Raw genomic sequence first — 13702 nt, forward strand, 5'->3', positions numbered from 1 at the left:
ATGGAGACCATGAAGCTGCCCGTCATTGCCGGTCTCGTCGCCCTGACCGCGGGCTGCGGTGCGCCCTCCGAGGGGCGTGACCAGCTCGAACGCACTCCCCCGACGATCACCTCCATGGCCGGTCAGCCGGAGTGGACGCAACCGCGTGCGCCGATTCGGGTACATGGGGACACGTATTACGTCGGGACCGAGGGCATCAGTTCGGTGTTGATTCGGACGGATGACGGTCTGGTCCTGCTGGACGTGGGCATGCCACAGTCGGCGCCGGTGGTCGAGGAGAACATCCGCGCGCTGGGGTTCGCCGTCGAGGACGTGAAGTACGTCCTAACCTCCCACACCCACTACGACCACGTGGGCGGTGTCGCGGCGGTGGTCCACGACAGCGGCGCCACCGCGGTATCGAGCCCCTCCGGTGCCAAATCGCTGCGCGACGGGCATGTGGCTGCGGATGATCCGCAGGCTTCCGATGGCGCGAACGCCGCCTTCCCCGCGGTCGAGCGGGTGCGGGAAGTCGCCGACGGAGAGGTGGTGCAACTCGGAAATACTGCCGTGACGGCGCATTTCACTCCGGGTCATACACCGGGTGGTGTCAGTTGGACCTGGAAATCGTGTGAGGGTGATCGGTGCCTCAACATGGTGTATGCAGACAGCCTCAATGCCGTGGCGACAGGGGATTTCCGCATCACTCCGCTGGAGGCGCAGTTCCGGCGGAGCATCCAGACCGTGCGCGACCTACCTTGCGACATCCTGTTCTCTGTCCATCCGGAGCAGGCGGGCGATATCGAGAAGCTGAACAGGCTTGCCGTGGAGCGTGATCCGAACCCGATGATCGACCCGAAGGCGTGCGGGGCGCTTGCCGATAAGTTCGACGCAAAGCTGGACCAGCGGATCACCGAGGAGCAAGCCGGTCGCTGATACGTCGGTGCGCCAAGGCGAGCCCGTCGAGAAGGTATGAGGGCTAGGCTTCCGCAGCATGATCATCGCAGGACTGGTGCTGACGGGAATTGCCGCGCTTATCCACGTATACATCTTCTATCTGGAGTCGATCGCCTGGACCGGTGAGAAGACTCGGAAGATCTTCGGTGTCCGCACCCTTGAGGAAGCCGAGGTCACCAAACCGCTCGCCTTCAACCAGGGCTTCTACAACCTGTTCCTGGCGATCGCCATCGCGGTCGGGACGGTGTTCTGGGCGCGGGGTTGCACGGCGGTCGGCGCCACGCTGGTGTTCACGGGCGCGGGATCCATGGTCGCGGCCGGTTTGGTGCTGTTGATCTCGTCCCCGGACAAGGCCTCGGCCGCCTTGAAACAGCTGGTGCCGCCGCTTCTCGGAATAGTTTGTCTGGCAGTGGGATTGGCTCTGTAGTCCGTTAGATCGGATCGGGTCCGGTGGCGACCGGACGCTCCGGGTCGCTCGACCACTCCGACCAGGATCCTGGGTACAGGGTGGCCGCATATCCCGCGACGGCCAGCGCGGCGATCTGGTGGGTCGCGGTGACCCCTGAACCGCAGTACACCGTCACGGGGCCTTCGCCGGCGCCGAGTGCATTGAACCGTTCGCGGAGCTCAGCCGGTATGCGGAAGGTCCCGTCCGCATTGATATTTTCGGCCGTCGGGGCGGAGACGGCACCGGGGATATGTCCGGCGCGCGGGTCCAGAGGCTCTTCGTCTCCGCGGTAGCGGGCCGAAGCGCGGGCGTCCAGAATGCGGATGTCGCCCCACTTCGATTGGACGGCAACCTCGTTGATATCGACAGAGGCCAGCCCGTCGAGGGAGGTGATGGTCACGTCGCCGGGCTCGGCGACGACGGCTCCTGTCGCTATTCGTCCCCCGAAGCGCTGCCAGGCCGCCCAACCCCCATCGAGAATCCGGACATCGGACACCCCGGCGGCACGCAACAGCCACCAGGCACGTGAGGCCGCTTGCCCGTTCCAGTCGTCATAGACGACCACGGAGTCGCCGCCGTTGAGACCCCAGCGGCGGGCGCTGGTTTGGAAGGCATCCGGCGTGGGCAGCGGATGGCGTCCGCGACCCGCGGCTGAGTGGTCCGCCAGGTCGGCGTCGAGATCCACGAATACCGCACCGGGAAGGTGGCCTTCCAGATAGGCCGGGCGGCCATCGGGTTGCATGACGGTCCAACGCACGTCGAGCAGCCGGACGTCAGAGAACCGGTCAGCGAGTTCGGCGGCCGAGATGAGCACGTCCATCTCTCCACCATAGATCCGTGGAAAGTCGATTTTCGATGAGAAGTTAGCGCTGCGTGCTGCCCGCGTCCACCGGCAGCGCCACCGAGGTGATGTACCGGGCCTCCTCTGAGGTGAGGAACAGCGATGCGTTGGCGACGTCCAGGGGTTCCACCCACGGCACGTCGAGCATGTTCATGGTCTTCGCGGCCTGAGCGAACTCCTCCCGGGTGGGCTCTTCGAGATCCGGCCGGAACATCCGTCGTACGTGGTCGTTCTGAATCATCGGGGTATCCACGTTGGTCGGATGGACGGTGTTGACCCGGATCTTGTGTGGAGCCAGCTCTGCGGCCAGCGAGCGCATCAGCCCGACGACCCCGTGCTTGGCCGCGACATAGTGCGATACCCCGATGAGACCACGTAGTCCGGCGATGGAACTGACAAGCACCATCGAGCCGCCGCCGCGGGCAATCAGATGCGGGATGGCGGCTCGGGCGGTGTGCCACACCCCCGTCAGATTGACATCGAGCATTGTCTGCCAGGTACTTTCGGTCATCTCAGACAAGGTGGCACGCGAGGTGATGCCGGCGGTCGCACAGACGATGTCCAGTCCGCCGAACGCGGTGACCGCATCGGTGACAAAGGTCTCGAGGCTGCGCAGATCGCGCACGTCGACCACACCTGGAATGACTCGGCGTCCCTCGGCCTCCACGAGATCTGCTGTCTCGTCGAGATCTTCACGTGTCGCGGGCGGGGTGACGGTGGTGTGCACGGGCGCACAGATGTCGAGAGCGATGATGTCGGCCCCCTCCTGCGCAAACCGCACCGCCTGTGCACGCCCGATCCCCCGGGCGGCACCCGTCACGAGGGCAACCTTGCTTGTCAGTCGTCCCGTCACATCGGACCTCCATGTTCTTCGCGCAAGCGGCTCATCACACCTTCTGCGTCAATCCGGCGTCGACCACCAGCTGGGTGCCGGTGATGTACCGCGCTTCGTCGGAGGCCAGGAAGACCACCGCATTGCTGATATCCACCGTCTCCACCCACGGCACAGGCAACAAGGTGCGGGCGGCCAGGGCCTCGGCAGCGTCCTCCTCGGTGGGATGCGCCAGATCCGGACGCAGCCGGGCGATGACTGCGGGGTTGAGAATCATCCCGGTATTAACCGCACCCGGATGCACCGTGTTCACCCGAATATTTAGCGGCCCAAGCTCGTTGGCCGCTGTGCGAGCCAGGCCGACGACGGCGTGCTTGCCGGCGGTGTAGTGGGCGGTGTTGGGAGTGCCCTTGAGGCCGTTGGTGGAACTGATGATGACGACCGAACCACCGGACGTCAGGTGCGGAATTCCCGCCTGGATGGTGTGCAGGACACCCGTCAGGTTCACGTCGAGCGAGCGTCGCCAGGCATCTTCGGTCAGTTCCCAGGACGGCCCGAGGCTTTCGTATATTCCGGCGTTGGCAACGACGATGTCCAGTCGCCCGAGCACCTCCACGCCGACGTCGACGGCCTGTGTGAGCGACTCCGGATCGCGCACATCGGCGAAAGCAGGGACGCAGCGGCGACCGCGGTATTCAATCTCTTTGACTGTGTCGGCGAGCTCGGTGGAGCCGGGCAGGTCGATCGCGATGACGTCGGCACCTTCCTCGGCCAGACGTTCACAATGCGTGCGGCCCATGCCTTTACCGGCACCGGTGACAACCGCGACCCTTCCGGCCAATCGTGTCACGCGGTGCTCCCGCTCAGGATGAAGCCCTTGTAGCCGCTGGCGGCGACATCGGCGCAGATGGTTCCGTACACGCCGAAGCCGCCGATGAAGGGCATGAAAACCCGTGGCTTGCCGGGAATGTTCGCACCGAGATACCACGAGTTGGCCTTGGGGAACATGGTGGCTGCCGCGCGCTCATTGCACTCGGCCACCCAGTCCGTGACAGCCTGCGGCTCGGCCTCCACGGTCGAGAAGTCATGCTCCACCATGTGTTTCAGTAGATCGCCAATCCAGTCAACATGGTGCTCGGCGCCGAGCACCATGTTGGCGAGCACAGATGGACTGCCCGGTCCGGTGACGATGAACAGATTGGGAAAGCCGTCGACCCCAAGACCCAGGTAGGTGCGAGGACCCGCATGCCAGGTGTCCTTGAGCGGGTGCCCGTCTCGGCCCCGGACGTCGATCCGATTGAGGGCTCCGGTCATGGCATCGAACCCGGTGGCGAAGATGATCATGTCGAGGCCGTAGTGGTTTTCGGTGGTGGCGATTCCGTGGACATCGATCGACTCGATCGGCGCCTCTCGAAGATTTATCACATTCACGTTGCCCCGATTAAACGTCTGAAAGTAATTGGTATCAGTGCAGATTCGTTTGGTGCCGATTGGGTGGTCCTTGGGGATGAGGACATCGGCGACGGCGGGATCGTCGATGACGGCGCGCACCTTCTCTTCGAAGAAGGCCCTAGCCTCGTCGTTGGCGTTTAAATCGATCGTCTGATCAGGGAAGGTCTTTCCGAACAGGACTCCACCGAGATCCCAGCGCTTCTCGAAAGCTGCACGTCGTTCTGGTGCGGAGATTTCCAAGGTCTTCTTGGGATAGACCTGATGCGGGGAGCCGCCGCCGCTCTCCCGGGACTGCCGTCGCCGCTGGTCATAGGTGGCCTTCAGTTCGGCGCGTTGCTCGGGGGCGATATCGGTATTTCCGGCGGGGACACTGTAATTGGCGGTGCGCTGGAAGACTAGGAGCTCCTTTGCCGTCTCGGCGACGACCGGTACCAGCTGGATACCCGATGACCCCGTTCCGATGATCCCAACCCGCTTATCGGTGAAGTCGACGTCGGCGGCCGGCCAGTGCCCGGTGTGGTACAGCTCGCCGGCGAACGTATCGCGGCCCGGGATGTCGGGTGTGTTCGCGGTGGAGAGCGCGCCGGTGGACATCACGCAGAACCGCGCGGTCACCTCTTCGCCCCGGTCGGTGCGAACAGCCCAACGCGTGCTCTGTTCGTCCAGGGTCGCCGAGATGACCCGGGTATTGCAGCGGATGTCGCGGCGCAGATCGAACCGGTCGGCGACGTGGTTGATGTATCGCAGGATCTCTTCTTGGGTGGCGTACTTCTCGGTCCAGTCCCAATCCTGTTGCAGTTCATCGGAAAACGAATACGAGTAGTCGATGCTCTCCACATCGCAACGCGCGCCCGGGTAGCGGTTGAAGAACCAGGTGCCGCCCACATCGGAGCCTGCTTCGAACACGATCACCGATAGGCCCTGGGACCGCAGCCGCTGTAGGGCGTACAACCCCGCGAAACCGGCGCCAACCACCACCACGTCGAAGTTCTTCACGACGGTGAGATTAGGTTGGGGCGGCCTCGGACCGCGGGTGCATTCCCAGTGACCGGTCAATCGGATTCAACGGACCGCTGATCGGGAAAACGTCCTATGGGGGTGCCTCCACGGGCGCACTATCGAGCGCATGACCGAACGCGTAATCGATCGCATCAACGATATCGCCGACCAGCTGCGTGAACAGGCGTGGGAGGCGGAGAAGCTGGGCCGGTTGCCGGACGAGACCGCCAAGATGCTCAAGTCCGCGGGCTCTATCCGGCTGCTGCAGACCAAGAAGTACGGCGGCTACGAGGTGCATCCTCGGGAGTTCGCCGAAACCGTCATGACCACAGCGTCATTGGATCCGGCCTCCGGCTGGATCTGCGGTGTGGTGGGGGTGCATCCCTGGCAGGTCGCATTTGCCGACCCCAAGGTCGCGGAGGAGATGTGGAGCGAGGACCAGGACGTCTGGATGGCCTCCCCCTACGCACCGACGGGTATCGCCAAGCCCGTCGACGGTGGATACGTCTTCAACGGGAGGTGGCAGTTCAGCTCCGGCACCGATCATTGTGACTGGATCATCCTCGGTGCCCTACGAGGCGACGCCGACGGGAAGCCGCTGATGCCGCCGAAGATGCTGCACATGATCCTGCCGCGCAAGGACTACGAGATCGTCGAAGACTCCTGGAATGTGGTGGGACTACGGGGTACGGGCTCCAAGGACATCGTCGTCAAGGACGCGTTCGTGCCTTCGTATCGCGTTATGGACGGTGACGAGGTGATCGACGGCACCGCGCAGCGCAAAGCCGGGATGACCGACACGCTGTACCGGATGCCATGGTCCACGATGTTCCCGTTGGGCATCAGCTCGGCGGTCATCGGTATCGCCGAGGGCGCTTTGGCCGCGCATCTGGATTATCAGCGGGAGCGTGTCGGGGCTCAGGGCACGGCCGTCAAGGACGATCCGTACGTGCTCTTCGCGATCGGTGAGGCCGCCGCGGATATCAACGCCGCTCGTCAGGAGATCCTCGCGAACGTCGACAAGATTTGGGACATGGTCGATTCCGGCAAGGAGGTGTCCTTCGAGGACCGTGCCGCGGGCCGTCGTACCCAGGTTCGTGCGGCGTGGCGCGCCGTGATGGCCGTCGACCAGATCTTCTCTCGCTCCGGTGGTAACGCGATGCGGTTGGACAAACCGCTGCAGCGGTACTGGCGTGACGCCCACACCGGTCTCGCCCACGCAATTCACGTGCCCAGCACGGTGTTCCACGCCTCGGCACTCAGCTCGCTGGGCGTCGAGCCGCAGGGTCCACTGAGGGCGATGATCTGATGGCCGAGCTGAAAAGCCTGGGGTACATCACGGTGCAGACCCAGGACATGGACCGTTGGCGGCATTTCGCCTTGGAGATTCTCGGCTTCGCCGAGGGCAGCGGCCCCGATCCCGACGCGCTGTATCTGCGGATGGATGAACGCGCTGCGCGCATCGTGGTGGTACCGGGTGACTCGGACCAGGTTATGACGGTCGGCTGGGAGGTGCGTGACGGGGAGGCGTTGCGCGACGTCGTGCGGGCGGTCGAGGCGTCGGGTACCGCCGTCAAACAGCTGTCCGTCGAGGAGGCCGATGCCCGGCGGGTCGAGGAGGTGGTGACTTTCACCGATCCCGTCGGCACCACGCTCGAGGTGTTCCACGGCCCGGTGCTGGACCATAGCCCCGTGGTGACGCCGTTCGGCGCCCGGTTTGTAACCGGCGTTCAGGGCCTCGGTCACGTGGTGCTTCCGGTCACCGATCCAAACGGTGCCTTCGCCTTCTATACCGAGGTGCTGGGATTCCGGCCTCGGGGAGCGTTCCGGATACCCGCGCCACCGGAATTCGGCCCGATGCGCGTGCGATTCCTGGGGATCAACGAGCGTCATCACAGCTTGGCGCTGTGCCCGGCGCCCCACGGGGGTGCGCCGGGACTGGTGCATGTGATGGTCGAGGTGGACAGCCTCGACGCGGTAGGTCAGGCCCTGGATCGAGTGCTCAAGGACGAGTACTCGCTCTCTTCCACCTTGGGACGGCACACCAACGACAAGATGGTGTCTTTCTACGTCCGGGCGCCCGGCGGTTGGGATATGGAGTTCGGCACCGAAGGCATGCGGGTCGAAGAAACGTCGTACACCGCCGCGGAAATCACCGCGGACAGCTATTGGGGCCACGACTGGTCGGGCAGTGAGCCGCTGGCGGCCATGTAGCCCCCTTCTCTCTCGCGAACAGACGCTTAGTGCACGCAAATCGCAGGATGCGCGTGCACTAAGCGTCTGTTCGCGTTTGGGGATCACGCGGGGTTGTGTCGCCGGACACACCCATGGTACAAACAGTCATATGACTAATAGTCATATGTGACCGAGACCCCAATGCCGTGGGAGGGCACCATGACCGACGATCTTCGCGCGAGCGGCTCATCCATGACCACCATCACCGCCGAGTCGGCCACCCCGAGCGCGGTCATCGACCGGGTATCTCTGCTGCTTGATGCCTTTGACGGCCCAGGCCGGCTCACGCTGGCGCAGCTCGTCCGCCGTACCGGCCTCCCTCGCTCCTCCGTGCACCGCATGCTGGAGCGGCTGGTGCAGCTGCGCTGGCTGCGACGCGACGGCCGTGACTATGAGCTGGGCACGCGGCTGGTGGAGCTCGGCTCCCTCGCGGTGCACCAGGACCGGCTGCACGCGGCGGCGCTGCCGATGCTGCACGAGCTGCATCGCGCCACCGGGCTAGTGGTCCACTTGTCGATCCTCGACGGCACGGACGTCGTCTACCTGGAGAAAATCGGTGCGGGGATGGGCGCCGCCGTCGCCACCCGCATCGGTGGTCGGCAGCCGGCGCACTGTACGGCCTCCGGCAAGGCGATCCTGGCGTATCAGGGTGAGACGCTCGACGGGTTCACCGCGCTGGCCCGCAAGACGCGCTATTCCATCGGCTCGGCAGCTCAACTGCGGCCGGAGCTCGACAAGGTTCGTGGACACGGCGTCGCCTTCGATCGCGAGGAGCTGCAGCAGGGCATCGGCTGCGTAGCGGCCCCGATTGGAAGCGTCGGCGATGCCGTTGCCGCGGTGTCGGTCTGTGGGCCGATAACCCGGATGACTTTCGATCAACGACTGGTGGCGCCGTTGCGTATGACGGCAATGGGCATCTGGCGCAATGTCGAGAACGGTCCGACCCGGGTGGCCCCGACCCTGCAGCCGATCCGGCCGCTGCGCCCCGCCCCCGCTCGCCGCGAGATCTCTGCGCGCACGTTGCAGTACGCGTGACGCTCGATCCACAAATCGCGGCTCTGCTTCCGGCGCTGAACGAGGGGTTCCCGCGTGTCGAGACGATGACGGGAGTGAAGGCTCGCGCTGCCATTCGTGCCCGATACGCTCCCCCCGCCGCGCTCTTGCCGATGCGCACGGTGACCGACGAGACAGCCTCCGGGCCCGGCGGTGAGATACCGATCCGGGTGTACCGCCCCGATGTGTCGGGCCCGCTGCCCACCGTCGTCTTCGCTCATGGCGGTGGATTCGTGTTCTGCGATATGGACTCTCATGATGGGCTGTGCCGACGGCTGGCCGGACAGATGCCCGCGGTGGTCGTGTCGGTCGACTACCGGCGCGCCCCGGAACATCGATGGCCGACGGCCGCGCAGGACATGTTCCTCGCGACGTGTTGGGTGGTGCGCAATGCCCGCGCGCTGGGAGGCGACCCCAAGCGTGTGATCGTCTGCGGTGACAGTGCCGGAGGGAACCTTGCTGCGGTCACCGCACTGATGGCGCGCGATATGGGAGGACCGGCGCTAGCAGGTCAGGTCCTCATCTATCCGGTGTTGGACGCGGACTTCGACACCCCTTCCTACCGGGAGTACGCGAAGGGCTACTACAACACCCGCGCCGCGATGCAGTGGTATTGGGACCAGTACCTCCCCGATTGCGCTCTGCGCACCCACCCGTATGCGGCGCCGCTGCGCGCGGATCTGTCGGGCCTGCCTCCGGCGGTGGTGGTGACGGCTCGGTATGACCCGCCGTGCAGCGAGGGCGAGGCCTATGCCCGTGCACTCAAGGAGGCTGGAGTTCCGGTGCGATATCGGAGGTATGACAACGCCATTCACGGATTCATGACTATGTCGAGCCTGAACCTGGCGGGCACCGCGATCGAGCGGCTGTGCCGCGATGTTGATGAGCTGCTGACGAAGCCCTAGATGCCGTACTCCTCGGCGAGGACGGGGAGGCGTCCGCTACGTGCGGCGTCCAGAATCGAGCCACGCAATTCGGTACAGACCAGGAACAGCCCCGTGCAGTTCCGTCGCTGCAGACACCGGGACTCCGCCTCGGCGTTCCACTGCACGCTGGTCTGTTGCCAGCTGCTCTTGCGTGCCAAAACCTCTGCGCCACACAGCTGGCAGCCGACAGAAACCATCGGTGAGTCCGCCAGGCGGTTGTCGGCGCGGATCACGATGATGCGCTCCCGGCCATCGCGGCGAGGTTCTCCTCGATCTGCGACTTCCAGGCTTCTCCGGGGCGAGTGGTGTCCACCTCATACTCGAACCGGTCGACCATCTCGGCCGCGACATCCTCGGTATCCACATAGAACTGCTGGTACCAGCGCCGCAGCTGATACACCGGACCGTCCTCCTCGCAGAGCAGCGGATTGTCGATGCGCGCCTTGTTCTTCCAGATCTGCACATCCTGCTCGAACCCGATCTTTACCCAGTCGCCCAGTGCGACCGCAGCGCCCATGGCGGCATCATCCGATAGCCCATCGGACTTCTTGACGATGATTCCGTACTGCAGCACAAAGGAATTCGCATCGATGGGGTAGTGGCAGTTGATAAGGATGGAGTTCGAGTCATACCCCACGAAGTGGTAAGTGAGATCATCGATCATGAAGGACGGCCCGTAGTAGGACGCGACAGAGGTTTGCCCGATCATTTCCACGCCCTCGGGGCTGGGTATGTCCGGGCGGGTGCCGCCGTTCATGTACTGCGTGGCGACGGAGCCTTCGAAGATGTTCTTGAAGTACGTAGGCAGCGCACCGTGCACGTAGAAGAAGTGCGCCATGTCCACCACGTTGTCCACGATCTCGCGGCAGTTGGTATTGACAACCGTTGTGTACCAATGCCAGTCGGTCCACTCGTCGCTGTCGGCACCCGCGATGCGCGGAATCGTGACATTCTCCGGAGGCGGATTGCCCTGTGGGTCATTCCAAATAAACAGCATGCCGTCCTGTTCGAGGGTGGTCCAGGTGGCGGTGCGGGCAAGCTTCGGAGTACGTCGGCTGTAGGGCACTTTTTTGCAGCGTCCGTCGCCACCCCAACGCCAATCATGGAACGGACAGGCGATCTCGTCACCCTTGACTTCGCCCTGGCTGAGGTCGCCGCCCATGTGCCGGCAGTAGGCATCCAGCGCGCTGATCTTGCCCCCCGCGCCACGGAAGACCACGAGCTTCTGACCGAAGGCGTTGATGGAGTGCGGCTTTCCATCCCCGAAGTCCTTGATAAGACCAAGGCAGTGCCAGCCGCGGGCGAACCGGGTTGGTGCGGTGTCTGCCTCGATGCACCGGATTTTGACGGTATCGCTATCTGACTGGGCTGTCGTCATAGGGCTGTTTGTACAGCGAATTCATACCCGCAGCAGGGGGTTGTTCCGCTCACCGGACATCGGCCTGCGCCTGCACATTTGGTCTCCCGCTGGGAGGGAAACCTGTGCCGTGCCCAGGGCCCGGCGGCTTAGCCTCGCTCCCGTTCACCCGAATTCGACGGAGGTACGCACAGATGGCGACAGCACCCCAGGGGCTGATCCCTGCTGGAACCGTCGCGGATGACACCGCGGTCGATCTGCTGGTGGTTGGTGCCGGGACAGGCATGGCCGCCGCGTTGACGGGCAGCGAGCTCGGTCTGTCGGTGCTGATCGTCGAGAAATCTCATTTCGTGGGTGGGTCTACGGCCCGCTCCGGCGGAGCCCTCTGGCTCCCGGCCAGTCCGGTGTTGGAGGCCGCCGGAACGGGTGACACCCTGGAGCGTGCGCGTACCTACCTGCGAGCGGTGGTCGCCGGGAGTGCGCCGGATGCGCGCAGCGACGGGTTCCTTGAGCACGAATCGGCGACTGTCGACATGCTGACGCGGTTGACGCCGATGCGCTTCAGCTGGTGTCGCGACTACGCGGACTATCACCCCGAGGAGCCCGGTGGCAGCCCGGCCGGGCGTACCTGCGAGTGCCGTCCCTTCGACGCCTCCGTACTGGGGGCCTACCGCGGTCGGCTGCAATCGGGCGTCATGGAGCCGCCGTCGGTGCCGATGCCGGTTACCAGTGCCGACTATCGGTGGATGAATCTGATGACTCGATTGCCACGTAAAGCCTTGCCAATCATCGCGAAACGAGTCGCACAGGGAGTGGGTGGGGCGTTACTCGGTCGGCGCTATCTGGCGGGTGGGCAGGCGCTGGCCGCGGGGTTGTTCGCCGGGGTGCTGCGCGCCGACATTCCGGTCTGGACCGACACATCGCTCGTGCGCCTCACCACCGAGGGGCAGCGCATCACCGGTGCGGTGGTTACCCACGAGGGTCGCGAGATCACGGTGACGGCGAAGCGCGGCGTGGTACTGGCGGCCGGTGGCTTTGACCACAACATGGAGATGCGCCACAAGTTCCAGTCGGCAGCGCTGGGAAAGAACATGAGCCTGGGCGTCGACACGAACACCGGCGATGCCCAGCGGATCGGCCAAGATTTGGGTGCGGCAATTGATTCCATGAATCAGGCGTGGTGGTTCCCGGCTGTCGCGCCACTGCCCGGTGGGGATCCGAAGGTGATGCTTGCGGAGCGGTCGCTACCGGGATCGTTCATCGTCGATCAGACCGGAAAGCGTTTCATCAACGAGGCCGTCGATTACATGTCATTCGGGCAGCGGGTGTTGGAACGGGAGCGCGCCGGCGACCCGGTGGACTCGATGTGGATCATCTTCGATCAGCGATACCGCAACAGTTATGTCTTCGCGGGGCAACTGTATCCGCGTATGCCCATACCCAGTGAATGGTTTGACGCCGGTATCGCCTATCGCGCAGATAGTTTGGCCGACCTAGCGTCGACAATAGGGATACCGCAGGGCGAGTTCCTGGTCACGGTGCGGCGATACAACGAATCCGCGGACGCCGGTGATGATATGGACTTCCACCGCGGCCGCAGTGTGTACGACCGCTACTACGGTGACCCGACGGTGGCCCCGAATCCGAATCTGCGGCCACTGCGGAAGGGTCCGTTCTATGCGGTGCGCATGGTGCTCAGCGACCTGGGCACCTGCGGCGGCTTGCGCGCCGACGAACGCGCCCGCGTACTACGTGAGAACGGTAGCGTCATGGAGGGGCTGTACGCGATCGGCAACACGGCCGCCAATGCCTTCGGCGCCACCTATCCGGGCGCGGGGGCGACGATCGCTCAGGGCCTGGTATACGGCTACATCGCCGCGCATGATGCGGCGGCGCGATGATTAGTCCGACGGATCCGTTTGCGTAGAAAGCTTTTCGGCGTCTACCTGCTTTTCGACCTCGCGCCAATAACCTGGGACGAGGCGAGGCGTTCCGCCGTCCGGGTCGGCTTTGTCGAATTCCTCGGCGGCCTCGGCAAGATCGTCGATCATCATCAGCGCGAGATCGCGTTCGGCCGCGTAGTAGCGCTCTGCCCACTTGAGCGCCACGCGTGAATACGCCCAGGCGGGCTGGGCCGCAGCACCATCGGAATCCAGTGCCGCACGCCGTTGCATACTTTCGGAGTATTCAACGTGTCGTTCCAGTATTTCCTTGAGCCGGGCGGGATCAGTGAGGTGACCCTGCATGACGCGCAGCACCACACTGTGTTTGAGGACCTGCGGCTCAGCGGGAGTCTCGTTGGCCCACTGGGTCATCGCCGCCGTACCAGCGGGCGTGATCTTGTACAGCCGACGGCTGCGGGCGCCGTTGTCGTGATCGACCCGCGAGGTGGCGTATCCGATCTTCTCTAGTTTCCGCAGCTCCGAATAGATCTGGCTGAAGGAGGGGCTCCAGTAGAAGTAGCTGATACTCCAGTCCGCCCACTTCTTGATGTCATAGCCGGACACTTCTTCCTCATAGGAGAGCATGCCGAGGATCGTCCAGCTGGTGGCAGCTAGATTCGGCTCATCGGGTGAACCGGTCCCTGCCATTGGGCAAGGGTAGCAACGTGACAAACCACCGA

General features: G+C 64.3%; 14 protein-coding genes. 7 read left to right on the forward strand and 7 right to left on the reverse strand.

All coding sequences use genetic code 11. The features are described from left to right. The gene (gene bla, locus MLB1_RS13755) at positions 1–915 is read left to right on the forward strand and encodes a subclass B3 metallo-beta-lactamase (RefSeq protein ID WP_219603105.1); all 915 of its coding nucleotides are present in this window, start codon (positions 1–3) and stop codon (positions 913–915) included. A gap of 58 nt (positions 916–973) precedes the next feature. Next, positions 974–1363 carry a DUF1304 domain-containing protein gene (locus tag MLB1_RS13760; protein WP_180750414.1) on the forward strand — a complete coding sequence of 130 codons (390 nt, stop codon included), beginning with the start codon at positions 974–976 and terminating at the stop codon, positions 1361–1363. Positions 1364–1367: 4 nt separating this feature from the next. Here MLB1_RS13760 and MLB1_RS13765 read toward each other — a convergent pair whose 3' ends face one another. From MLB1_RS13765 to MLB1_RS13780, 4 genes are read right to left on the reverse strand one after another with little or no spacing between them, the layout of a single operon-like run. Next, positions 1368–2204: a sulfurtransferase gene (locus MLB1_RS13765; RefSeq protein ID WP_180750415.1), complete on the reverse strand. Its 837-nt coding sequence runs from the start codon at positions 2202–2204 to the stop codon at positions 1368–1370. A 43-nt stretch (positions 2205–2247) separates the two neighbouring features. After that, on the reverse strand, positions 2248–3078 hold the full coding sequence (locus MLB1_RS13770) for a mycofactocin-coupled SDR family oxidoreductase (RefSeq protein WP_180750416.1): 831 nt from the start codon (positions 3076–3078) through the stop codon (positions 2248–2250). Between the two features lie 34 nt (positions 3079–3112). After that, the gene (locus MLB1_RS13775; RefSeq protein ID WP_180750417.1) at positions 3113–3907 is read right to left on the reverse strand and encodes a mycofactocin-coupled SDR family oxidoreductase; all 795 of its coding nucleotides are present in this window, start codon (positions 3905–3907) and stop codon (positions 3113–3115) included. Next, the gene (locus MLB1_RS13780) at positions 3904–5505 is read right to left on the reverse strand and encodes an NAD(P)/FAD-dependent oxidoreductase (protein ID WP_180750418.1); all 1602 of its coding nucleotides are present in this window, start codon (positions 5503–5505) and stop codon (positions 3904–3906) included. The genes MLB1_RS13775 and MLB1_RS13780 overlap by 4 nt, the downstream gene beginning before the upstream one ends. A gap of 130 nt (positions 5506–5635) precedes the next feature. On the opposite strand from MLB1_RS13780, the gene MLB1_RS13785 reads away from it, so the two are divergent. The 4 genes from MLB1_RS13785 (at position 5636) to MLB1_RS13800 (ending at position 9701) form a co-directional block, all read left to right on the forward strand. After that, a complete protein-coding gene (locus tag MLB1_RS13785) occupies positions 5636–6817 on the forward strand; it encodes an acyl-CoA dehydrogenase family protein (RefSeq protein ID WP_180750419.1) in 1182 nt (393 codons plus the stop codon). Beyond that, entirely contained in the window at positions 6817–7722 is a 906-nt protein-coding gene (bphC, locus tag MLB1_RS13790) for a biphenyl-2,3-diol 1,2-dioxygenase (protein ID WP_180750420.1), read from the forward strand. Before MLB1_RS13785 ends, bphC begins: the two co-directional genes overlap by 1 nt. 162 nt (positions 7723–7884) lie before the next feature. Continuing rightward, complete coding sequence (locus MLB1_RS13795) at positions 7885–8778, forward strand: IclR family transcriptional regulator (protein WP_371750635.1); 894 nt, start codon at positions 7885–7887, stop codon at positions 8776–8778. Next, entirely contained in the window at positions 8775–9701 is a 927-nt protein-coding gene (locus MLB1_RS13800; protein ID WP_180750421.1) for an alpha/beta hydrolase, read from the forward strand. Before MLB1_RS13795 ends, MLB1_RS13800 begins: the two co-directional genes overlap by 4 nt. On the opposite strand, the gene MLB1_RS13805 is transcribed toward MLB1_RS13800, so the two are convergent. After that, entirely contained in the window at positions 9698–9955 is a 258-nt protein-coding gene (locus tag MLB1_RS13805; protein WP_180750422.1) for a ferredoxin, read from the reverse strand. The two genes, MLB1_RS13800 and MLB1_RS13805, sit on opposite strands and share 4 nt — an antisense overlap. Further along, complete coding sequence (locus MLB1_RS13810) at positions 9952–11100, reverse strand: Rieske 2Fe-2S domain-containing protein (protein WP_180750423.1); 1149 nt, start codon at positions 11098–11100, stop codon at positions 9952–9954. Before MLB1_RS13810 ends, MLB1_RS13805 begins: the two co-directional genes overlap by 4 nt. Before the next feature lie 173 nt (positions 11101–11273). Between MLB1_RS13810 and MLB1_RS13815 the strand changes: the two genes are divergently transcribed. After that, complete coding sequence (locus MLB1_RS13815; protein ID WP_180750424.1) at positions 11274–12980, forward strand: 3-ketosteroid-delta-1-dehydrogenase; 1707 nt, start codon at positions 11274–11276, stop codon at positions 12978–12980. On the opposite strand, the gene MLB1_RS13820 is transcribed toward MLB1_RS13815, so the two are convergent. Continuing rightward, positions 12981–13670 (reverse strand): PadR family transcriptional regulator, encoded by a 690-nt coding sequence (locus tag MLB1_RS13820; protein WP_180750425.1) that lies wholly within the window; start codon positions 13668–13670, stop codon positions 12981–12983. It lies immediately after the preceding gene. Between the last annotated feature and the right edge of the window lie 32 nt (positions 13671–13702).

The organism is Mycobacteroides sp. LB1, assembly GCF_013449725.1.
GTDB lineage: Bacteria > Actinomycetota > Actinomycetes > Mycobacteriales > Mycobacteriaceae > Mycobacterium.